The sequence below is a fragment of the Mesorhizobium sp. M7A.F.Ca.CA.002.04.1.1 genome, from assembly GCF_004022805.1.
Classification (GTDB): Bacteria; Pseudomonadota; Alphaproteobacteria; order Rhizobiales; family Rhizobiaceae; genus Mesorhizobium; species Mesorhizobium ciceri.
Map to the genome: position 1 here is coordinate 1 of NZ_RZPL01000012.1, position 21,022 is coordinate 21,022.

General features: G+C 64.1%; 17 protein-coding genes. 13 read left to right on the plus strand and 4 right to left on the minus strand.

The window, feature by feature from the left end; translation table 11 throughout:
* Positions 1-221, minus strand: a 221-nt coding sequence (locus tag ENZ75_RS01395) for an FAD-dependent oxidoreductase (RefSeq protein WP_128277871.1), incomplete at its 3' end; no start/stop codon positions are given.
* Positions 222-339: 118 nt separating this feature from the next.
* Complete coding sequence (locus tag ENZ75_RS01400) at positions 340-1,836, minus strand: hypothetical protein (RefSeq protein WP_063168636.1); 1,497 nt, start codon at positions 1,834-1,836, stop codon at positions 340-342.
* Between the two features lie 249 nt (positions 1,837-2,085).
* On the opposite strand from ENZ75_RS01400, the gene ENZ75_RS01405 reads away from it, so the two are divergent.
* Both ENZ75_RS01405 and ENZ75_RS01410 read left to right on the plus strand, forming a co-directional pair.
* Entirely contained in the window at positions 2,086-4,188 is a 2,103-nt protein-coding gene (locus ENZ75_RS01405; RefSeq protein ID WP_063168635.1) for an exopolysaccharide transport family protein, read from the plus strand.
* 1 nt (position 4,189) lies between these two features.
* Positions 4,190-5,536 carry a VpsF family polysaccharide biosynthesis protein gene (locus ENZ75_RS01410; protein ID WP_013530605.1) on the plus strand — a complete coding sequence of 449 codons (1,347 nt, stop codon included), beginning with the start codon at positions 4,190-4,192 and terminating at the stop codon, positions 5,534-5,536.
* On the opposite strand, the gene ENZ75_RS01415 is transcribed toward ENZ75_RS01410, so the two are convergent.
* Both ENZ75_RS01415 and ENZ75_RS01420 read right to left on the minus strand, forming a co-directional pair.
* On the minus strand, positions 5,499-6,761 hold the full coding sequence (locus tag ENZ75_RS01415) for a cellulase family glycosylhydrolase (RefSeq protein ID WP_013530606.1): 1,263 nt from the start codon (positions 6,759-6,761) through the stop codon (positions 5,499-5,501). The two genes, ENZ75_RS01410 and ENZ75_RS01415, sit on opposite strands and share 38 nt — an antisense overlap.
* Positions 6,758-7,927 (minus strand): DUF1972 domain-containing protein, encoded by a 1,170-nt coding sequence (locus ENZ75_RS01420; protein ID WP_027160834.1) that lies wholly within the window; start codon positions 7,925-7,927, stop codon positions 6,758-6,760. Before ENZ75_RS01420 ends, ENZ75_RS01415 begins: the two co-directional genes overlap by 4 nt.
* A 336-nt stretch (positions 7,928-8,263) precedes the next feature.
* On the opposite strand from ENZ75_RS01420, the gene ENZ75_RS01425 reads away from it, so the two are divergent.
* From ENZ75_RS01425 to ENZ75_RS01480, 11 genes are all read left to right on the plus strand, one after another.
* Positions 8,264-9,433 carry a glycosyltransferase gene (locus ENZ75_RS01425; RefSeq protein ID WP_082826508.1) on the plus strand — a complete coding sequence of 390 codons (1,170 nt, stop codon included), beginning with the start codon at positions 8,264-8,266 and terminating at the stop codon, positions 9,431-9,433.
* Positions 9,430-10,737 (plus strand): hypothetical protein, encoded by a 1,308-nt coding sequence (locus tag ENZ75_RS01430; RefSeq protein WP_082826507.1) that lies wholly within the window; start codon positions 9,430-9,432, stop codon positions 10,735-10,737. Before ENZ75_RS01425 ends, ENZ75_RS01430 begins: the two co-directional genes overlap by 4 nt.
* A gap of 8 nt (positions 10,738-10,745) precedes the next feature.
* Entirely contained in the window at positions 10,746-11,975 is a 1,230-nt protein-coding gene (locus ENZ75_RS01435; protein ID WP_063168634.1) for a GNAT family N-acetyltransferase, read from the plus strand.
* Between the two features lie 12 nt (positions 11,976-11,987).
* On the plus strand, positions 11,988-13,211 hold the full coding sequence (locus tag ENZ75_RS01440) for a GNAT family N-acetyltransferase (RefSeq protein WP_063168633.1): 1,224 nt from the start codon (positions 11,988-11,990) through the stop codon (positions 13,209-13,211).
* Positions 13,212-13,311: 100 nt separating this feature from the next.
* The gene (locus ENZ75_RS01445; protein WP_335918267.1) at positions 13,312-14,493 is read left to right on the plus strand and encodes a glycosyltransferase family 9 protein; all 1,182 of its coding nucleotides are present in this window, start codon (positions 13,312-13,314) and stop codon (positions 14,491-14,493) included.
* Positions 14,494-14,717: 224 nt separating this feature from the next.
* The gene (locus ENZ75_RS01450; protein ID WP_027160830.1) at positions 14,718-14,942 is read left to right on the plus strand and encodes a hypothetical protein; all 225 of its coding nucleotides are present in this window, start codon (positions 14,718-14,720) and stop codon (positions 14,940-14,942) included.
* A gap of 45 nt (positions 14,943-14,987) precedes the next feature.
* The gene (gene ligD, locus ENZ75_RS01455) at positions 14,988-17,480 is read left to right on the plus strand and encodes a DNA ligase D (protein WP_063168631.1); all 2,493 of its coding nucleotides are present in this window, start codon (positions 14,988-14,990) and stop codon (positions 17,478-17,480) included.
* A 420-nt stretch (positions 17,481-17,900) separates the two neighbouring features.
* The gene (locus ENZ75_RS01465; RefSeq protein WP_024501732.1) at positions 17,901-18,806 is read left to right on the plus strand and encodes a Ku protein; all 906 of its coding nucleotides are present in this window, start codon (positions 17,901-17,903) and stop codon (positions 18,804-18,806) included.
* Complete coding sequence (locus tag ENZ75_RS01470; protein ID WP_063168630.1) at positions 18,803-19,918, plus strand: tetratricopeptide repeat protein; 1,116 nt, start codon at positions 18,803-18,805, stop codon at positions 19,916-19,918. The genes ENZ75_RS01465 and ENZ75_RS01470 overlap by 4 nt, the downstream gene beginning before the upstream one ends.
* 224 nt (positions 19,919-20,142) lie before the next feature.
* Positions 20,143-20,787: an alpha/beta fold hydrolase gene (locus ENZ75_RS01475; RefSeq protein ID WP_063168629.1), complete on the plus strand. Its 645-nt coding sequence runs from the start codon at positions 20,143-20,145 to the stop codon at positions 20,785-20,787.
* 4 nt (positions 20,788-20,791) lie between these two features.
* Positions 20,792-21,022 (plus strand): endonuclease/exonuclease/phosphatase family protein (locus ENZ75_RS01480; RefSeq protein ID WP_206617006.1); only part of this gene is annotated, 231 nt, incomplete at its 3' end.

The window sequence follows — 21,022 nt, forward strand, 5'->3', positions numbered from 1 at the left end:
AGACGCTTGAGTGTCGCATCGAGGCCGAGCTTTTCGAACAGCAGCATCTGGTCCATGCCGATCTTCTCGGCCCGGAATTCCTCGTGGTGGACGCGGTGCGGATCGATCAGCGCCACCTTGCGGCCGGCTCGTCCCAACAGAATTGCCAAGGTCGTGCCGGCCATTCCGGCACCGACGATCGCCACATCGACTTGGGCCGGGCCAGCCTCTGAGATACTCATTTTGCTGCTCTTTCTGATGGCAACGGCGCGTTTCACAATCTCCGGTAGAAAATATCTTCCGGACCTAAATCAACCGCAAGCAACCGGCGCGCGTGCTTGGTAGTAACCAATGTTTAGGTTAATCGCGGGCCCGCTGCTTCCAGCGCGGTGCGATCGCCGAGCCATCGATGAACTCAAAGCCGCCAGCCTCGTTGAGCGTGTGAAGTTTACGCCCACTCCATAGCGCACCTGGATTTAAGATGGTTTCAACGACCTGCTCCATGCCGATCAAATCAAGGTGAGAAATGCGTGCGATGCCAAGCGCCGCGCCGTAGCTCCTGCGGCAGTCCTGGACCGGGCGCAGCAGGTCGTTGCCGCGCCTGACCATGCGGCCGGCCGGCCGCACCGAGGCGATATCGATCAGCACGGGATTTTTGGGGTGCGGCGTCCAGGGGCCGCGAAAATCCGGCGCCGACCACAGATGCAGCGCGTCGGAGAAGGCGCCGCCGCCGTCGCGGACGGTGGCGAACAGCCACCAGGCGCCGCCATGCTCGACAAGCGTGGCGTCGCTGGCGACGACACCGGACAGAAGCGTCGCCTCCTTGACCCATCCGCCGGGAAAAGCTGTGGCCCGGTAGAGATCGACCGTGCCGTTGGCGCAGCTTTCCGGCACCATCCAGACCTCGCCGTCGCGCTCGAAGACGAAGGGGTAGGAGAGATGGTAGGGCAGCTCCAACACCGGTTCAGGCCTTCCGAGCGGGCCTGCCGGGCCGAAGGGAACGGCGGAGATGATGGCTTTGCCGAGCCGATGGATATAGTCCTCGACGAACAGGGTCAGCTGGCCCTGGTAGAGGATGGGGAACGGATCGGCGTAGAAGCGGCTGCCGTCGTCCGGCAACTCTTGCCAACCCGACGCCGGATGCGCGCGCAGCTCGAACAGATCGCGGCTCCCGGTTTGCCGCCAGCCGACCTTCCAGTGCGGCGCGTTGTAGCAAAGGTGATAGATCTTCTGGATGATCCGCCGCGCCAGCGCCTTGCCGGCCCTGACCCCAAGCTTGCCCGCCGAGGGCATTGGCGGCGGGCCGCCCACCTGCGCCGGTTCGGGCAGATCAGGCACGGACTTTGCCGCGCCTGACATGGCAGCTATGATCAGGCTTGCTGTGCGCGCCAGCATATCCTGGAAGGACGCCAGCGCGATGCCGCCATATTCGGTGCCCAGACGCCCGGCGGCGATCGCAACGCCGTTCTCCTCGATGCGGGCAAGCGGCGTGCGACCTGCGAGGATCAGGGCCAGCAAGGCCGCTTCGCCGCTGGCGCCGTCATAGGTGACGCGCCAGATCCGTGTGTTTTCCAGCCTGACATCGCCGCAGAGGTCGATGACGAGGTCAGGCGAAGCGGGGGACTGCCGGTAGGGCGCGAGCGCCGAAAGCGGCACACGCTTGGCCAGTCCATCATGGGACAGTCCGTGGATCGCCGTTTCGAGTTGAAACAGGGCCGCGGCGCTGCGCGGAATGCCACCGCCCGCCGGCCTGACATCGACGGACAGTTCGACGTCTTCGAGCGCGGCAAGGCGCTCCAGCAGCGTGACGTGAAAGGCGCGGACGCAGTCGCCGTCCAGGCGGAGGCTTATCTGCATGTTGGAGGTCCGAAAAGGCGGTGCCCGGCCTTGCCGGCCAGACCGGTCCGGTCAAATTGTAACCCCATTTGCATTCGTCTCCGCTCGCTGCGTAGCCAACACCTCGATATGTATATTTTTAAGCAAACCGCGTGCCAAAATTCACGTCACCTCTCAACATAATTAACAATGTTTTAACAGTTGGAGGAATAGCTAGGTTAGCGCCGCAAACTGATCTTGCCGGCATATGGAGTATTGTCGGAGGCAGCCATGCAATCATCCCTGCCCATGGTTCCTCAGCAACACTCCCCGGATCCGGCACGCGCGGGATCATATGCAGCCTCCACTGTCGAACTGGGCGATCTGAAGCGCATCCTGGTGCGCCGCCGGTTCTGGATCTTCGGCACCGTCGCACTGCTGACGCTGGTCGCCCTGCTCTACGGCCTATTCACACCGGCGCTCTACAGCTCGGCGGCGGAAATCCTGATCGATCCGCAGGACCTGCAGGTGGTCACCAACGACGTCAATCCCAGCCGTATCTCACCCGATGGCGGCATCACGCAGGTCGAGAGCCAGGTCAGCGTGGTCCAGTCGACAGGCGTGCTGATGCGGGCGATCGCGGCGACAAACCTGACGCAGGATCCGGAATTCAATGGGCAGGGCTTGCTGTCGCGCCTGCTCGGTTCGGCATCAGCCGAAGGCGACAGGTCGGTGCAGACACTCGACGCGCTGCGCCGGCGCCTGGCGGTGAAGCGGGCCGACAAGGTCCTGGTCCTCGACGTCATCGTCACTGCCAAGAGCGCCGACAAAGCCGCCCTCCTGGCCAACGCCATCGCGCAGGCCTACCTGGTCGACCAGGCGAGCGCGCGCGCGAAAATGGCCAAGGACGCTTCCGAGTCGATCACCGCGCGGCTGGACGAGCAGCGCAAGCGCGTCCAGCAAGCCGAAAACGCCGTCGAAGCCTACAAGTCCGCCAACAACATGGTGATGGCGGCAGGCAATCTGGTCAGCGACCAGGAACTGACCGAGATCAACACGCAGCTTGCGGCGGCGCAGAGCCGCACCGCGGCGCTGAAGGCGCAGGTCGACCAGATGCGCCGGCAGAGCGGCACGCCGGACGCAACTTCGGAAGCAATGCGCTCGGCGGTGATCTCGAGCCTGCGGGCGCAGGAGGCGACGTTGGTCGACCAGGTCTCGCAGCTCGGCACGGAGTTGGGGCCGCGTCATCCCTCGCTGATCGCAGCCCAGCAGCAACTGCGCGACACACGCCAGCTGATCGCGCGCGAACTTGGCCGCATCGCCACCGCCACCGAGACCGACTACGAACGGGCGCTGGCCAACCAGCAGGCGCTGGAAGCCAAGGTCGCCGGCATGAAGAGCAAGTCGCTCGACACCGATCAGGCCTCGGTGCGGCTGCGCGAATTGCAGCGCGACCTCGAGGCGCTGCGTTCCGTCTACTCGAACTATCTCCAGCGCGCCCAGGAGACGCGCGAGCAGATCAATGTCGACAGCACCAATGCGCGCATCATCTCCAACGCCATGCCCGCCTTGAAGAAGAGCTGGCCGCCTCTGCCGCTGCTGTTGCTGGGCGCGATATTCGGCGGCCTTGGGCTCGGCACCGGTCTGGCGCTGATCGCCGAATATTCCTCGCCGACGGTGCTTTCCAGCGCCCAGATGCAGTCGGCCATCGACGCGCCGGTGCTGGGCGTGGTGCCGGCAAAGTCGGACACAGGCCGGCGCTGGTGGCCTTTCGGCGGGGCGCGCGCCGCCGCCTCCAGCCAGAAGACCGATGCCGTCGTCGGCCTTGCGCTCAGGCGCATGTTCAGTTCGGGCCAGCGTCCGGCGGACTGGCCGCTGGTGCCTTCCATCTTGGTGACATCGTCGCCGGGCGAGGGCGCGCAGCGCAGCCGGGTGGCGCGGCTGCTGGCCAATGCCGCGGCATCCAGGGGCAGCCGTGTGCTGTTTATCGATGCCAATGCTGGCGGCGGCGGCCAGAAGGATCCGCAGCCGGGGATCCTCGATGTTCTGCGCGGCGAGTACGCGTTCGAGGCCGTCAGCCATTACGCCGCCGGCAGCAACGTTGCCGTGCTGGGCAGGGGCCGCTCAAAGGCGGTCTTCCAGGAAGCGCATGGCATCTATTTTGCGCAGCAGATGCTGGCGCGGGCCAGCCGGAGCTTCGAGCTCGTCGTCATCGACGGCGGCGCGCTGGCCGACAATCTCAATGCCTCGCCGCTGGTCGCCATGGCCGACGAGATCGTGCTCGTCGCCACGCTGAACGCCACCCCGATGCGCGACGTCACGACGACTTCGCAGGCGGTCTCCGTCATGGGGCGCCTGCCGACAGCCGCCTTGCTGGTCGACGAGGCCGCCTGATATGGCGGCCAGTTGGAGCGCAAGCGCTTCGAACCATGGTGCTGCCGCACCCCGCGCCGGCACGCCCATCTCCGGCACCTCGGTCGATGCGCTGACGCGCTTCGGATTGATCGCGGCGGTGGCGGTGCTGTTCAGCATCTCGGGGGGCATGCTGTGGCTGGTCGGCTACAATTATGATGGCCTGTTCGGCAACCCGGCGACCAAGATCCACCCGTCCACCTATCTCATCGTCCTGCTGCTTGCCTGGCGCTCCTGCGCATCAGGCAATCCGGTCGGCCATATCGTCCATCTCGCTGACAGGCGGCCGGCCAGCGCGCTGATGGCCGCCATATCGATCGTGCTTCTGGTCGTTGTCATCGCCAGGCAGCGGCCCGGTATGGCCGGCATGATCGATACGTTCGTGGCTGCGGCACTTCTCGTGCTGATGCTCAGCGAGGACGACGAGCGGACCTTCGCCGGGCTGCAGACCGTCGTCCACGTGGTCATGACGGCGAATGCCTTGCTTGCCCTTTTCGAGTTCGCCACCAAGACGCTTATCTTCCCCTATCGCCTCGACGGCGTGGCGTTTACCACCGATCTGCGCTCGAGCGCGCTGCAGGGGCATCCGCTTGCCAATGCCATGGTGACGTCGATCTATGTGCTTGCGCTGCTCTCCGGTGCCAGATCCCTGTCGATGCCTGTGCGGATAGGGTTGATCGGCTTGCAATGCGCGGCACTCGTCGCCTTCGGCGGCCGCACGGCGATGGTGACGACGGTGGTGCTCGGCGGCTGCTACCTGCTTTTTCAGGGCATCACCAAATTGCGCCAGGGCCGCGTCAATCTCCTCGGTGCGGCACTCGGCTTCATGCTCGCCGCCCTGCTGCCGGTCGTCATCATCGTGGCGGCATATCTGGGCTTTTTCGACGCGCTGCTGGAGCGCTTCGTGTCGGACAGCGGCAGCGCCAATGCCCGCGTCGAGATGTTCGAGCTCTTCAAGCACCTGGAATTGCGCGATCTGATCGTGGGACCGGATGTCGACCTGATCGACAGCCTGCGCCGCATCAACGGTCTCGAACAGGGCATCGAGAACCCGATCATCCGCACGGTCCTTTATCAGGGCGCCTTCTTCACGCTTTTGCTGACGTTCGGCTTCGTGCTGTTCCTGTTCGAGGTGGCGCGCCGCTGCCATCCCGGCATCTGGCTGCCGATGCTGGGCTGGGTTATCCTGATCAACACTTCGGAAAGCGTCGCGTCGAAGACGACGCTGCTGACCAAGTTCGTGGTGCTGGCATTGGTGCTCTATCGGCCGGCGCGGGCAGCGTTCAGGCCGGTCAGTCCGCCGGCATGGTCAGGCCAAGCGCCGCGATGATATCGGGGTCCAGCGCCCGGGTGGTGTCGTCCATCATGCCCATGCCATCGAAGAGATCCCACAGTGCCCAGGCGAAGCCGAGTTCCTCGGCGCTCCGCCTCACATCGGCGATGTAGCGCCCGCGATCCGGATTGGGCGCGGCGACATAGCGGGCGTCGGTGCGCAGCGCGCCGAACTCGCCCATGATGATGCGTTCCGGCGCAAGGCTATGGCCATCGGCCCAATCGCGGACCTGGCGAAGATATTTGTCGACAAACCAGCGGTCGGGCTGGGCGTCGAAATAGACTTTCAGCACACGCTCGGTCTCGGCATAGGCTGCTTGCTTGGCGTCTTCAGGGGTTTCGGTGTCCTGCGCCATGCGCGCCCTGACCGATGCCAGCGTCTGTTGCAGCGAGCCGGCGGATGCCGGCCACGGCACATTGTTGAGCGACCGATAGACCGGCTCGCGCATCCAGGGCGCGCCCTGATGGCTGAACAGATAGGGCTCATAGAAGTGGAAGGTGAACAGGATCGGCTCGAAGGGCGACAGCGGGCCCGGATCGAGCGCGGTCAGTCCGCTCACCATCGAGCCGCAGCCTCCGGTGACGACCAACGGCAGGGTCGCTGCCGATGCCCTTGCCGCGGTCAGAAGCGCGAGCTGGATTTGCAACCAGACGTTCGACGCGCAGGCCTGCGCCGGTTCGTTGACCGGCTCGAGCGCCACCCTGCCGGGCTGGAACCGCGCCAGCCTGCCGGCAAGCTCGCCGACCAGCCCGCGATAGAGATCGAAAGCGGGTGCGGCGGTGCTGGAGACCATGCGGTCGGGGTTCCAGTAATGGGTGGCAGCGTTGGCCTGGATGTTGACGATGATGCCAAGATCGGCGTCGAGGGTGGCGGTGACGGCGGCGTCCAGCATGTCCAGCAACTGACTGCGCGTCTTGGCGTCGGCGGCCAGGAAAGGGCCGGGATCGACGGGCAAGCGGATGAAATCGAGCCCGGTCTCGCGCAACCGACGCAGGTCGTCTGGGGTCGGCACCGGCCGTTGCGACTGGAAGGGCGGCCAGCCGTAGTCGGTGCGGGGTGCGGGAAATTCACGCGTCAGCGAGAACCAGGGCCAGGCGTTGACGCCGCGCCGAAACCGCGTCCCGGCGGCGGCGCGAGCGATTGGTGCGACCGGGAGCGAGCCGAGAGCCGCTGCAGTGGACAGCGCGGTCCGCAGCACCCGCCGGCGCGACCAGCCTATCATACGGTTCCTGGCGATGCGTGATCCATCGCAGTGGTCTTGGCGGCGGTCATGCCGAGCAGATGATAGGCCTCGTTTTCATAGGCGAGCAGGACATCGTCCCAGCGAAAGGCTTCGCGGGCCCGCGCCCTCGCGGCAACGCCGCAGGCCTTGACCAGGGCATCATCGTCCAGCGCCTGCTGCATCCGCTCGGCGCAACTGTTCTTGTCGGTGAAGTAGATCGCCGCAGCCCCTGCGGTCCACCTGTTGTAGGGATTGTCATGCGCGATCACCATGTTGCCGGCCGCCAGCGCCTCGACCAGCGACGGGTTGGTGCCGCCCACCGTGTGGCCGTGCAGATAGGCGCGGGCGTGGAAGCGCAGGGCCTTCACCGTTGCCTGGTCGTAAATGGCGCCCGGCAGGACCACCGAGCCGTTCGCCGCCTTGCGGATGGCGGCATGGTAGGGGATGTCGTCGGACAGCGTTCCCAGCACCACCAGCTTCATGTCGCGCTTGGTGGAGCAAAAGGATTCGACAATCGGCAGGATGTTGTTGTCGGGTTCGATGCGCGCGATCGAGATGAGATAACGCCCGGGCTCGAGGCCGAGCGCCCGGACCGGCGCCTCGGGCGCTGATGCCACCGGATCGGCGCCATAGGCGATGGTGGCGATGGCGCTGCGCGGCCGGCGCGTCGCCAGGTGATCGGCGATGGCGGGATGATCGGCGACCAGCCGATGCGAGGCCCAAGCGCCGATCCATTCGTTGAGCCAGAACCAGGTTCGCGCCGCCATCCCCCATTTGGGGCGACGCCACTCGATGCCGTCCATGTTGGTGAAGATCTTGCGCCGCTTCAGCCTGAGCCAGGTCAGGAAGACCGCGCCATTATAGCCGAGCACCAGGCAAACGCCCTGTCGTCTGGCAGCATCGCGGGCGCATTGCCAGTCGAATTCCAGGGTCGCGCGCGGTCCCTTGGAGGCGACCTGGATGTGAATGAGCTCGATGCCGCGCCAGGTTTCGCTGCGCACCCGCTGGTCGATCCGCTCGACCTCATCCTGGCAATAGACGCCGACCTTCCAGCCGCGCCCGACAAGAAACAGCGCCAGTTTTTCGGCAAAGGTTTCAAAGCCGCCATGGGCCGCGGGTATGCCGCGGGTCCCCAGGATTAGAATGGCGGGCTTTTCTGGTTTCATGGCCGGCGGCACTTTCACACATTTCATATATTAGATATTGCTTAATTTATAATGAGCAGACCGCAACTTTCGTGCCATCTTCCGATTTCGGTATCCTGGGAGGGGATCATGGCGCGGGGTTGTAAAAAAACGGTGTTGAACCCGGTGGTTGTTTCATTCTCGGTCAACCCTTCTGTGCGTAGCTGTATCGAAACGAAGCAATGCCAGGGGCGTACGGCCGGCAGTCGGACATATCGAACCGATAGTCGGACATATCGAACCAGGCATGATTCTTGCGGACGGGGTTCTGCCACAATCGCCCAGCGCGATGGTTGCAGCACCCGGCGGGAAACAAAGATGCGGATTGCCTGCGTTCATCAGGGTTATGAACTCTATGGTTCTGACCGCAGCTTCGCGGAGAGCGTGGCTGCGCTGCGCGCCGCGTTTCCGTCGGCCGACATCGAGGTGGTCTTGCCGCGCAGCGGGCCGATCGTCCAGATCCTGGAAGCGCATGCCAGCCGGATCGTCTTCGAACCGCTCTGGGTGTTGAGGCGCCAGGCCATTGCGCGCCTTGCGACAGTCGAGATGGCGCGATTGCCGGTTGCCGTGTTCAGGGCGTGGCGGCGCCTCAAGGCCTGCGACCTCGTCTATGTCAACACCTCGATCGTGGCCGACTATGCGCTGGCCGCGCGATTACTGCCCCACAAAGCCGTCTTGCACATCCACGAGATCCCCGAAGGCGCCATGCGCAGGATACTCGTCGGCCTGATGCACTGGAGCCATGCGGATCTGATCTTCAACTCGCGCGCGACGCGAGCCGCTTTCGGCGACCCCAAGGCCGCGCGCGCGCATGTCGTCTACAACGGCGTTGCCGGGCCGGCGGCGGTCGAACCAATGACGTATGACGGCAAGCGACCATTGCGGGTGCTGCTGCTCGGCCGCATCAACCGGATCAAGGGGCAGGAGGTCCTGCTGGAGGCGATCGCCTCGATGCCGGCAGAACTCCAGGCGAGGGTCGAGGTGCGGCTGGTCGGCGGCGCCTTCGAAAGCACCGAGCGCGAGCGTGCGCTTGCCGAACTGGTCGAAACGATGGGGCTTGCCGGGCGCGTCGGAGTCCTGCCTTTCATTCCCGATCCCTCGGAGCATTATCGCTGGGCCGACATCGTCACCGTGCCGTCGCGGCGTCCGGAATCGCTGGGCCGCGTCGCCATCGAGGCGATGGCTTATGGCCGGCCGCCGCTTGTGTCGGCGATCGGCGGGCTGGTGGAAGTGGTCAGCGACGGGCAGACCGGCTGGCATGTTCCGCCCGGCGACGCAGTAGCTCTTGGCGCGAAATTGCAGGAGATCATCCTCGCCCCTGAGGCCTGGCGCGGGTTTGTCGCTGCCGGGCGCGCGCGCTATGAGGCGATCTTCAGCGAGCCGGTCGCGGCCGCGGCGATCACCGCGATCGCCGCCGAAAAGCTGAAGACGACCATCGCGCGGCCGGGCAGGGCGCCCGCTGCCCGCGCAGCGGAGACACGGCCGTGAAGTTAGCGTTTCCGAGCCATCTGGTTCGACGCCTCGTGCTGATGATCGGCGGCGAGGCGATGCAGAGCGGCTTTCATTTCGCCCTCAACATCATGCTGTTGCACATGCTGTCGGCGCAGGGCTACGGCCTCTTCGCCATCGGCATGGTGATGGGCGGGGTCGGCCTGTCCTATATCAGGTCGCTCACCGCTGTTCCCGCCAGCATCTGGATGAGCAAGAGCACCAACAGCGCCGGCGTCAATACCTATGACGTGGCGTTCGGAACGGCGGCGCTGATCGTGGCGTTGCTGATGGCCGTCGGCACGGCTGTTCTGATGCATGTCCTTGGAGATCCAAGCGGAATTGCCGCCGGCTGCTTCGTCGGTGCCTGGTCGTTGCGCAGCCATATGCGCACGGCTTTCTTCGCACGGCGCCAGCAGGTTGTCGTCTCCATCAGCGATGGCGCTTTTACAGTCGCCGGCTGTGTCCTGACCGGGCTGTCGATCTGGTTGGTCCAAGACCCGCTGCAGACCGTATTCTATGCACTTGCAGCCGCAAATGTGTTCGGCATTTTCGTCCTGGTCCGCCTGGCTCGGCGCTCGCTTCGCATCAGCTTCCGCATGCCGACGCGCCGACGCTATGTCAGGCTCTGGCCCCAACTGCGCTGGTCGGCATTCAGCGCGACCACCACCAACATCCAGGGTCAATGTCTGGCGCTGCTGGTCGCCGGCATTGCCGGGCCAGCCGCCTACGCACCGCTGGCGGCGGTTCTGGTGCTGTTTGCTCCGCTGCGCATCATCAGCCTTGCGTTCGTCAACATGACGCAGCCGGATCTCGCCAGGCTGATGCGGAACAATGAAACAGGCCGTGTCTGGACGCAGGCCAAGATCTGGGCGCTCGTCATGGGGCTCGGCGGCCTTGCTTATGGATGTGCGATCATGTTCGTCCTGCCGATGATAAAATCCCAGGCTCTCCAGGACGCTTCGACCTGGTTCATCGGGCTTTTCGTGATCGCGAATTTTGTCCCGATCATGCTCTATATCATGCCCCGCATCGTGCTTGAGATACTCGGCGATTTTCGGATCGTCGCGTTCATCACCACGGGCGGCGCGGTCGTCGGGCTGGCGCTGATCGCGGCCCTGCTGGCAATCGCGTCTCCGCCGTGGGCGTTGTTGGGTTCCGCCGTCTCGGAGATGTTCGTGCTCGTGGCATCGTGGTATTTCGCGCATCACCGCATGTGGAATATCGAGCATCCCGATGAGGCGCGCGACAGCCGGTTGGGCGCGTGGCGGCGGACGCTGCCGTTCGCTACGGCAAAGCGATAGGAAAAAACATGGCAGTCCAGGCGGTGCAAATTGCTGCGGTGACCGGCTCGCCCGATGGCCAGTCCTCCCATCCGGCCACCGTCGTCGCCATCGATGCCTACACGGCGCGGCTCCACACCAGCTTGGAAGCGGTGAGGCCGCTCTGGCTGCGCCTCCAGGCGGACGGTGTGTGCACCGCCCACCAGAATTATGCCTGGGCCGAGGGGATCGTCGCGCGGCTAATGCCGGAAGGTGCGGAACTGCTCATCGTGGAGGTAAACGATGCCGTGACGGGCGCGCCGCGAATGCTGGTGCCGCTGATACGGCGGCCGGCCTTCCGCCATCGGGTGATCGAATGGCTGAGCTGTGGCGTTTGCGACTATTCGGCACCGCTGCTGGCAGATGCCAGCCCGTGGACGATGCAATCGGCGCAGGCCGCGTGGGCTGCGGTGCGTTCCGTGCTGCCGCCGGCGGACCGCATCCAGATCACGGGAATTCCGCAATCGATCAGCGGCGTCACCAACCCTCTGGCCTTGCTCGCAGCCACGCGCGATTCCCTGCATACCAGCTTCGGCCTCGCCATCGACGGCGACCCGGAAACCGTGCTCAAGCGCCTATGCCGGCCATCCTTCGTCAAGGCCTTCAACAAGGACTGGCGCCGCCTCGAACGGCTTGGCGACGTGGAACTGGTCGAAGCCAACACGCCGGCCCTGGTGGAGGTCATCTTCGGCGGCCTGGTCCGGATGCGGCTCAGCCGCTTTCGCGAACTGGGCCGCTTCGACCTGCTGACGCAGGCGACGGCTGTCGACTTCTATCGAAACGCCGCTCTCGAGGGCCTGTCGGATGGGTCGGTGCGGCTCTTCGGGTTGCGTGTTGGTGAAGCTCTGATCGCCGTACAATACCTGCTGATCCATCAAGTCACCGTTCATGCTCTGCTGATCTCAATCGATCAGGGCGCGGTGCCCAATGTCTCGCCGGGACTTCTGATCATGGGCAAGTTGATGAGCTGGGCGCGCGGCCGCGGTTTCGATTATTTCGACCTGTCGGTCGGCAACCAGAGTTACAAGGAACATATGGGTGCCGTGGGTTCGGGCCTGCGCGAGCTTTGCCACGGGATTACGGTGCGAGGCAGCGCCGTGAGCGCAGCCATCGAGGTCCGCAACCGGACCGAGGTGTTCGTGCGCTCCAAACCTCGGCTGCTGAAGAGGCTCCAGGGACTGATGCGGGACTTGCGGCGCCTGCGTGGGGGATCGGAATGACGGGAGAAGCATGTGGCAAGCTACGCGGCGCGAACGACTCCGATAAGGGATTTGCCCGGTGGGCGGTTTTCCCCGACTGTCGCCAACGCTGATGCAACCGCGCACTTCACGGCTCGGCTGCACACCAGTTTCGATACCGTAAGGCTGCTATGGCTGCTGCTTGAGGCGCACGGCGTCTGCACTGCCCATCAGCACTATGCCTGGGTCGAAGGAATCGCCGCACGGCTGATGCCCAAGGACGCGGACCTGGTCGTCATCGAGGTGAGTGACGCCATGACCGGCGCGCCGGCCATGCTGCTGCCGCTGATGCGGCGCCGGGCCCTCGGCCACCACGTCATCGAATGGCTGAGCTGCCGCGTGTGCGACTACTCGGTGCCGCTGCTGGCGGATGGGAGAGCGTGGACCAGGCAGAGTGCCGACGCCATGTGGGCGGCGGTCCGTGCCGTTCTGCCACCGGCGGATCGCATCCATATCGCGGGGATCCCGCAGCAGATCCACGGCCTCGTCAATCCGCTGGCACTGCTTTCGGTGGCGCGCGACTCCATCCAGGTCACCTCCGGCCTCGTCCTGCACGGCGACCCGGAGACGCTCATCAAGCGGATCTGCAAGCCGTCCTTTGCCAAGGCCTTCCGCAAGCATTGCCGCGGCTTCGAACAGCTTGGTGGCCTCGCTCTGGTCGAGGCCGACACGCCTGATCTGACCGAGGAGCTCCTGGATGTGCTGCTGGAATTGCGGCTGAAGCGTTTTCGTGAGCTTGGGCGTTTCGACCTCCTGACGCAGGTCCCGGTCGTCGATTTCTACCGCGCCGCGGCGCTGCAAGGCCTGTCCAATGGATCTGTGCGGCTCTTCGGTCTACGCGTCGGTGAAGCCTGGCTCGCCTCCATCTATGTGCTGGTCAGAAAAGGCACACTTCACGCCCTCCTGCTGGGCATCGACCAGAACGCGGTCGCCAATGTCTCACCCGGCCTGACGACGATGGGCAAGCTGATGATGTGGGGATGCGAGCGGGGCTTCGACTATTTCGACCTGTCGGTCGGCGGCCAGGGCTACAAGCAACATATTGGTGCCGCGAGTTCGGTTTTGGCCGAGATCTGCGAACCGGTGACGGTGCGGGGCAGGGCTGCGAACGCAGCCATTCTGTTGCGCAGCCGGGTCGAAGGCATGACGCGGTCGCGCCCCCGGCTGCTCAAAGCCGTTCAGGGCCTGACGCGCCGCTTGCGGCGATTGAAGGACTGAGGACGAGCGTTTGCCGGTCCTGCCGACGACCGATGCAAAGAGGCACCAAGGCCGGCAAGGTTGTTGACAGGGTTGGTTGGCTCTATATTTGAAAGCGCGCTTGACGTTCAGAAATGAGTGTCGTCGGCAGAATTTCTCAAATTGGCGTTTTCGGCAGATCACCTCGATGAATGCAAGTTTAGGAGATGGGATTCGTTCCATCCTCATTATTCAAACGAAGTACATTGGAGATGTCGTTCTGACATCTGCTTTGGTTCGCAACCTGCGTCTTTCTTATCCACAAGCATCGGTAACCATGCTTTGTGCGCCGGGACTCAAGCAGTTCATCGTCGCGCAAGGGATCGCCGATGTTGCCGTTGGCTTTGAATCCCGCGGCAGAGGAAGGACTCTGCTCAAGCGTTTGAGCGACTATCGTGGCGTCATCTCTGATCTGCGGCGTCGAAAATTCGATCTTAGCATCGACCTTACCGATTCAAAAACCTCGCGGATAATGCATCGTTTGATCGGCGCTCCACTTCGCGTCGGCTTCGATCCTTCCGAGCATCCGATGAAGTTCTGGGAAATCCAGCTTGCAAACGTTCTCGCCGCGACTTTCGGACAGGGCGGCCCCCATTATCTCTACAGGAACCTGTCTCCACTCCACGCGCTTGGGTTGGATTGTCAGGACCCAACGCCTCGGCTGCAGCCGAACGGGACCGCCCAGGAAGAGTGTGCCAGGATTCTTGCGGAAAACGCTTTGGCAAAGAAGTCATATGTGGCCGTGCATGCCGGCGCCAGGTTCGAAGGGCGTTGTTGGCCGCCGCAACATTTTGCTGCGGTCATCGACGAGGTATACGCCAGAACCGGGTTGCGATCTCTGCTCGTTGGTGGGCCGGATGAGGGGCTTGCCGCGCAAAGGATCCTTGAAGTGGCGGCGTCGCCGGTCGCCAGTGTCGTCGGAAAGGCCTCGCTTGAAGTCCTGACGGCATTGTTGGCCGAAGCATCAATCTTTCTAGGCAATGAGAGCGGCCCGATGCACATCGCGGCATCTGTCGGAACTCCAGCGGTGGGGTTGTACGGCCTGACGTCGCCTGAGCAATGGGGCCCGTTCGGTGTCCCGAACCGGACGCTCCAGCCGGTCATGCCCTGTCCATGCATCGCTCCAGGTGTTTGTAAAGAAAACAACCCCGGTGGGGTCTATTGTGTGCAGCGGCTTCAGGTTGCCGAGGTCGCGGCAGCGACACTCGATCTCATCGGGGAAGTCCGAAAATCCACTCATTCGGGTATGCCGGCCGCTTCGTAGGCTGGCGGCAACAGGCACGATCACGCGCGGCTTCGTCTTCGCGCGCTTCACATCGTGATTCAGGCCGAGACCCGAGCATCTTCAAAAGACTGCAAAATTTAACCGGACTGCAACCTGCACTGCCACGAAATTGACAGGACACCTCGTCTCCGGCATCCTTGGAGCCAGTCGCAAGGCCGCCGACAGCGGCCGCGTTGCGTGTCAGGGCGACCGAGGGCAGTGTCATGTTCAGTCCCGTCACAGGTCAGAATTCCAAACGCGCCGCGGTGCGCAAAGCGCTCGATCGTCACAAGGTCTACATCACCGAGCAGCGTTTTTCGGAGGGCACCTACCAAGCCCGGGTTCTGGTCGATGGCGAGGCCTATTGGGTCGACGAATTCCGGCTGAGCCAGTTGCAGCAAGGGCTGTCGCCGGCGGAGCTCGAGTTGACGCCGGCCGCTGACGATTGAGAGCGTGACTGGCTTGTTCCTGGCCGCCGTGCTTCGATCTTTGCGATGACAACTCCACCAAAGCTCAAAGCCTATCGCGCCAAACGCGAATTCGCCAAGACGCCGGAACCGGTTGGCGGGCTCGTCAGCAGCGACGGCAACCGCTTCGTCGTGCACAAGCACCACGCCACCGCAGACCATTATGATCTGCGACTGCAGGTCGGCGATGTCTTGAAGAGCTGGGCGGTGCCGCGCGGGCCTTCGCTCAATCCGGCCGACAAAAGGCTGGCGGTCGAGACCGAGGATCATCCGCTCGAATATATCGACTTCGAGGGTGTCATTCCCGAAGGCGAGTATGGCGGCGGGCCGATGATCGTCTGGGACACCGGCAGCTGGGCGCCGATGGACGATGTCGAAAAGAGCTTGCGCACCGGCGCCTTCAAGTTCCGGCTGGCCGGCGCCAAGCTCAATGGCGGCTGGATGCTGACCCGGCTGAAGCCGAAACCCGGCGAGGACGAAAACAAGAAGAACTGGCTGCTGTTCAAAGAGCGCGACCTCGCGGCCGACACTGCGCTTGACATCCTCACGGCCCGGCCGGAGAGCGTCAAATCCGGATTGCGCATCGAGGAGCTGGCGGCGCCGGCAAAGCCCGCCGCCAAACCCGCGCCCAGACAGGGATCGCTGAAGCCCGGCACGCTGCCGGGCGCCTTCAAGGCCCCCATGCTTGCCCGTATCGAGCCGCAGCTGGCGACGCAGGTGCCAAAACCGCCCGATGGCGAAGACACCAAACAAGTCTGGCTGCACGAGATCAAATTCGACGGCTACCGCACCATGGCGCATCTCACTGAGGGCGCGGTCAAGCTGATCACCCGTGGCGGCATCGACTGGACGAAGCGTTATGGCGACCTGCCGCATGCGTTCGCCAAACTGCCGTGCTGCGACGCCATCATCGATGGCGAGATCGTGGTGCTCGACGCCCGGGGCATCAGCCGTTTCGCGCTGCTGCAGGATGCGCTGGCCGAGGGCGCCGGCAGCAAGCTCCATTTCTACGCCTTCGATCTTCTCCATCTCGACGGCTGGGACCTGACCAAGGCGCCGCTGGTCCGGCGCAAGGCGCTGCTCGCGCAGATGCTGTCGGGCCTCGGCGCCAATTCCGCCATCCAGTTCTCCGACCATGTCGAGGGCTCGGGGCAGGGGCTCTACGACCAGGCGTCGGAACTGGGGCTGGAGGGTGTCGTCTCCAAGCGCGCCACGGCCATCTATCAGAGCGGCCGAAGCAAAAGCTGGACCAAGACCAAGGCGCTGCTGTCGGACGACTTCGTCATCGCCGGCTTCACCATCTCCGATGCGGCCGAAGGGCTGGCGGCGCTCGGAATGGCAGAGTTCGAGGGCGGTGAATTGCATTATCGCGGCAAGGTCGGCACCGGTTTCGATGCCGCCACAGCCGGTGAATTGCTCGCCAGGCTGGAGCCGCTGCGGGAAGGCGCCAGCGCGCCCGAGGGCGTTCCGCGCGAGATCATGCGCGAGATGAACTGGGTGCGGCCGCTGCTGTCGGCGCGCATCCACTACGCCAACCGCACAGCGGACAACGCACTGCGCCACGGCGTCTTCCGCGGTTTGAGGGATGTCGGCCTGTCGACGCCGGTATCCTCGACACGCAAGCGGCTGATCGCCGAGGCTGACCTTGCCACCATCTGGGTGACCAACCCGACGCGCCGGCTGTTCGGCAAGACCGGCCCGACCAAGCTCGACATCGCCGTCTATTACGCGCTGGTCGGCGATTTCATGCTGCCGCACATTCTCGGCCGGCCGGTGTCGCTGGTGCGCTGCCCGACCGGCCTGCCGAAGGATTGCTTCTTCCAGCGCCACGCCTTCACCGGCATGCCGCCCTCGGTGGTGACATTCGAGGCGACAAATTCCGAGGGCGAAACCAAATCCTATCTCTCGGTCGAAGGCGCGAAAGGGTATCTGGCGCTGGCGCAGTTCGGCGTCGTCGAGTTCCACACCTGGGGCACCCACCGCGCCAGCCTCGACAGACCCGACCAGATCGTCCTCGACCTCGATCCGGGAGAAGGGATCGCCTGGCGCGAGGTGGTCGAGGCCGCCGTGCACATCAAGGACGAATTGGGGCGCCTGGGGCTGGTGCCGTTCGCCAAGACCTCCGGCGGCAGCGGCATCCACATCACGGTACCTGTGACAGGCAAGCAGAACTGGAAGAAACTGCACCAGGCAACCAGCGCGATCGCCACGCATCTGGCGACAACGGCGCCTGATACTTTCACCACCACCATGGGCAAGGACAACCGCAAGAAGCGCATCTTCATCGACTACCACCGCAATGCGCGCGGCCACACCTCCGCAGCACCTTACTCCTTGCGCGCCCGCACCAATCTGCCGGCCTCGACGCCGGTCAGCTGGAGCGACCTCGAATCCATCGATGCGCCGCAGGATCTGAATTATTCGTCGCTGCCGGGGCTGTTGGCGACGTCGGGCGATCCGTGGGCGGAGATTGATAAGTTTGCGCGGGATCTGCCGGTGGTCTCGGGGGCGACGAAGTAGTTGCAGAAGACGAAGTAAGTAGTTGCAGAACAAGGACCACCGCGATCCGTGGCGCCCCCCTCTGTCCTGCCGGACATCTCCCCCTCAAAGGGGGGAGATTGGCCACTACCCGGGCTTCCGCTAATCTGCAACGCTGCTGAAGTGGGCGAGACGCCGAAGCTGTTGATCTCCCCCCTTGAGGGGGAGATGTCCGGCAGGACAGAGGGGGGCGCTGTCCCGCCAGCGTTTTAAATTCCAGTCCATCGACGCTTCCAACAATTTGAATTATTCTCTGTCCACGACCTCAAATGCATGGCGGAAGATTTCGTCAGGGATTTGCCGGTATTGTGTGCGGTCGGTGTAGGATTTGCTCAGCCTCAATCGTCCTCGGACGAAAGCGCTGCAGGTCTTTGTCAGTGCATGACCGCGTAGGAGTGTTTCATGGCGCCTAGGGCAAGTTGGAAAGGTTACCTCAAACTCAGCCTCGTGAGCTGTCCGGTGCGGTTGTATCCCGCCACCAGCGCCAGCGAGCGCATCTCGTTCAACCAGCTGCACAAGAAGACCCATAACCGCATCAACATGAAGCCGGTCGACCCCGAACTAGGGCTCGTCGAGCGTGCTGATCTGGTCAAGGGGTACGAATACGAGGACAAGCAGTACATCATCATCGATGATGCAGACCTCGACGCGGTGCGCATCGAATCCAATCACACGATGAACATCGAGGCCTTCGTCGACGAGGACGAGGTCGACGTCATCTACCAGGACGCGCCCTACTACATGGCGCCCGACGGCGCGATGGCGGAGGAAACCTTCGCCGTGTTGCGCGAAGCGATGCGCAAATCCGGCAAGCTCGCCATCGCCCGCCTTGTGCTGTCGAGCCGCGAGCGCGTGGTGACGATCGGCGCGCGCGAGAACGGCATGTTCGTGTGCACCTTGAGGAACCCGAACGAAGTGCGCGGGACGGCTGAATATTTTGGCAATATTCCAGCTGGCAAGCCCGACCCCGAAATGCTGCAGCTCGCCGAAGCGCTGATCAAGCAGAAGGAAACCACCTTCGATCCGAAGAATTATGAGGACCGCTACGAGGCGGCACTCATGACGATGATCCGCGAGAAGCTGAAAGGCCACAAGCCGATTATTGCGGCGGCACCGGAGCGCGGCAATGTCATCAACCTGATGGATGCGCTGAAGGCCAGCCTGTCGCAATCGAAGCCGCCAGCCAAGTCGAAGAGCAAGGCCGACGAGGTTGCCAAGCCAGCCGCAAAGAAAGCGGCAGCGGGTGGTGCTGCTGAAAATCCGCTGAAGGCCAATCTGCTGAAGGCGGTCGGCAAGAGCAAGAAATGACGGCACCGGCCGGCGCTGTTTTCGGCACCATAGGCGCGCTGGCGGCGTTTCCGCTCAGACTGGCCGCGCGTGAAGTCGAACGTCAGCACGGCCAGCTGCGGCGCGGCGTCACCAGGCGCACCACGCATGTCGTGTGCGGCCGCACGCTGCTCGCTAAGGCCGGGCTCTCCAGGAACGGCGATGCCGAGATCGAGCGCCGTGTCGCCGCCGAGCGCGCGGCCGGGCACAAGCTCCTCAGCGAGAACGGATTCCTGCGCCTTCTCGGGCTGATGAAGGCACCGGAGGCGTCTTCGCTGTCGCGGCAATCGCTGATCGAGCAATCGCGGCTATCCGGCGCCGAGCTCGATTTGTTGTCACTGTTCGATGCGTTCGAGCATGACGCAGAACCCTATTCCTTCCGCGACCTGATCCTGGCGCGCAAATATGCAGGGCTCGTCGCCGGCGGCGCGACATGGGGGGCGATCGCGCGCTCCGTCCACCGCTCCGGCCCGGTGGCGTCGCTGACCGCCAAGTCGCTCAATGTCGGCTCGCAGCATGGGCGCGCCGATGCGATCTACCTCGAAGGCGGCCAGAGCGAACTCGACGGACAGCTTCTGTTCGATTTGGGCAGCGCCGGTTCGGCAGGCGACGACACACTGGAAGAGTTGTTTGCCGAGGCCGAAGCGGCGGAGGAGGGTGGCGACCATGATAGGGCAGCCGCACTCTACCAGCGCTGTCTCGCCATCGATCCGAGCGATGCGATTGCCGCCTTCAACCGCGCCAACTGCCTGCGCGCCGGCGGCCACGCGGCGGACGCCGCGCACGATTATATCAATGCGATAAAACTCGATCCGGCCTTCGTCGAGGCCTGGTTCAACCTCGCTGGGCTGATGAGCGAGCAGGGCCGCGAGGCCTCGGCGCGAAGGCACCTGCAGAAAGCGATCGCGCTCGACAAAAACTATGCCGATCCGGTGTTCAACCTCGCCCGGCTCGAATTCGACGCCGGCGATCTGCCGGAGGCGCGGCGGCTGTGGGTGCGCTATCTCGAACTCGATGCGGAGTCCGAGTGGTCGCGGATGGCGGCCAAGGGCGTGCAGTTCGTGGATCTGCAGTTGGCGCGTACGGCGGGGTGAGGGATGATTAGCGATGACAGCCGATCTCCCCCCTTGTGGGGGAGATGCCCGGCAGGGCAGAGGGGGGCGCTGTCCCGCCAACAGATCGGCCAATTTCGGAGCGTTTTCCCGCACGCAAGCTTGACTGAAGGCTGGCATTTCTTCACGCCCCCCTCTGCTCTGCCGGGCATCTCCCTCACGAGGGGGAAGAGTGGCAGCGTCGCCGTCGCGCAGGACATCAGACCATGACCACCTTTCTCTTCGACGGTCCCGACAGTGCCCCGGTCACCATCCTGCTCGCCCATGGCGCGGGCGCGGCGATGGATTCCCCCTCGATGACCGCCACCGCCAAGGCGCTGGCCGCGGCCGGCTTCCAGGTCGCGCGCTTCGAGTTCCACTATATGGCTGCCCGCCGCTACGGCCACCGCAAGCCGCCGCCGCGGGCCGAGACGGTCAACCCGGAATATATCAAGGCGATAGCCGACCTCAGGGCGAAGGGCGTGACCGGCCCGCTCGTCATCGGCGGCAAGTCGATGGGCGGGCGCGTCGCCTCGATGGTCGCCGACGAGATGTTTGCCAAGGGCGAGATTTCAGGCCTGCTGTGCCTCGGCTATCCCTTCCATCCGCCGGCCAAGCCCGATCAATTGCGGACCAAACACCTCGCCGATCTCAAGACACCGACGCTGATCTTCCAGGGCACCCGCGACGAGTTCGGCACCAGGGACGAGGTTGCGACTTATGACCTTTCCGATCGCGTCGAGGTGATCTGGCTGGAGGACGGCGACCACGATCTCAAGCCTCGCAAGAGTGTTTCGGGGTTTTCGACCGCCGATCATCTGAAGACGCTGGCCGAGACGGTCAAGGCGTGGTCGGGTCGGATCGCTTCCTGAAGCGATGAAGATCGCCTCCTTCAACATCAACAACATCAACAGCCGGCTTGAAAACCTGCTGACATGGCTGGCTGTGGCAAAGCCCGATGTCGTGTGCCTGCAGGAGTTGAAGGCACGCGACATGCAGTTTCCGCGCTCGGCATTGGCGGCGGCCGGCTATGGCGCGGTGTGGAAGGGCGAGCCGACCTGGAACGGCGTTGCCATCCTGGCGCGGAGTGCCGAGCCCGTGTTGACC

Bases quoted from the DNA above. Each gene is read 5' to 3' on its own strand.
- ENZ75_RS01475 (WP_063168629.1), top strand. From the start codon at position 20,143: ATGACCACCTTTCTCTTCGACGGTCCCGACAGTGCCCCGGTCACCATC.
- ENZ75_RS01425 (WP_082826508.1), top strand. From the start codon at position 8,264: ATGCGGATTGCCTGCGTTCATCAGGGTTATGAACTCTATGGTTCTGAC.
- ENZ75_RS01470 (WP_063168630.1), top strand. From the start codon at position 18,803: ATGACGGCACCGGCCGGCGCTGTTTTCGGCACCATAGGCGCGCTGGCG.
- ENZ75_RS01415 (WP_013530606.1), bottom strand. From the start codon at position 6,761: ATGATAGGCTGGTCGCGCCGGCGGGTGCTGCGGACCGCGCTGTCCACT.
- ENZ75_RS01400 (WP_063168636.1), bottom strand. From the start codon at position 1,836: ATGCAGATAAGCCTCCGCCTGGACGGCGACTGCGTCCGCGCCTTTCAC.
- ENZ75_RS01435 (WP_063168634.1), top strand. From the start codon at position 10,746: ATGGCAGTCCAGGCGGTGCAAATTGCTGCGGTGACCGGCTCGCCCGAT.
- ENZ75_RS01465 (WP_024501732.1), top strand. From the start codon at position 17,901: ATGGCGCCTAGGGCAAGTTGGAAAGGTTACCTCAAACTCAGCCTCGTG.
- ENZ75_RS01420 (WP_027160834.1), bottom strand. From the start codon at position 7,927: ATGAAACCAGAAAAGCCCGCCATTCTAATCCTGGGGACCCGCGGCATA.
- ligD (WP_063168631.1), top strand. From the start codon at position 14,988: ATGACAACTCCACCAAAGCTCAAAGCCTATCGCGCCAAACGCGAATTC.
- ENZ75_RS01450 (WP_027160830.1), top strand. From the start codon at position 14,718: ATGTTCAGTCCCGTCACAGGTCAGAATTCCAAACGCGCCGCGGTGCGC.
- ENZ75_RS01405 (WP_063168635.1), top strand. From the start codon at position 2,086: ATGCAATCATCCCTGCCCATGGTTCCTCAGCAACACTCCCCGGATCCG.
- ENZ75_RS01410 (WP_013530605.1), top strand. From the start codon at position 4,190: ATGGCGGCCAGTTGGAGCGCAAGCGCTTCGAACCATGGTGCTGCCGCA.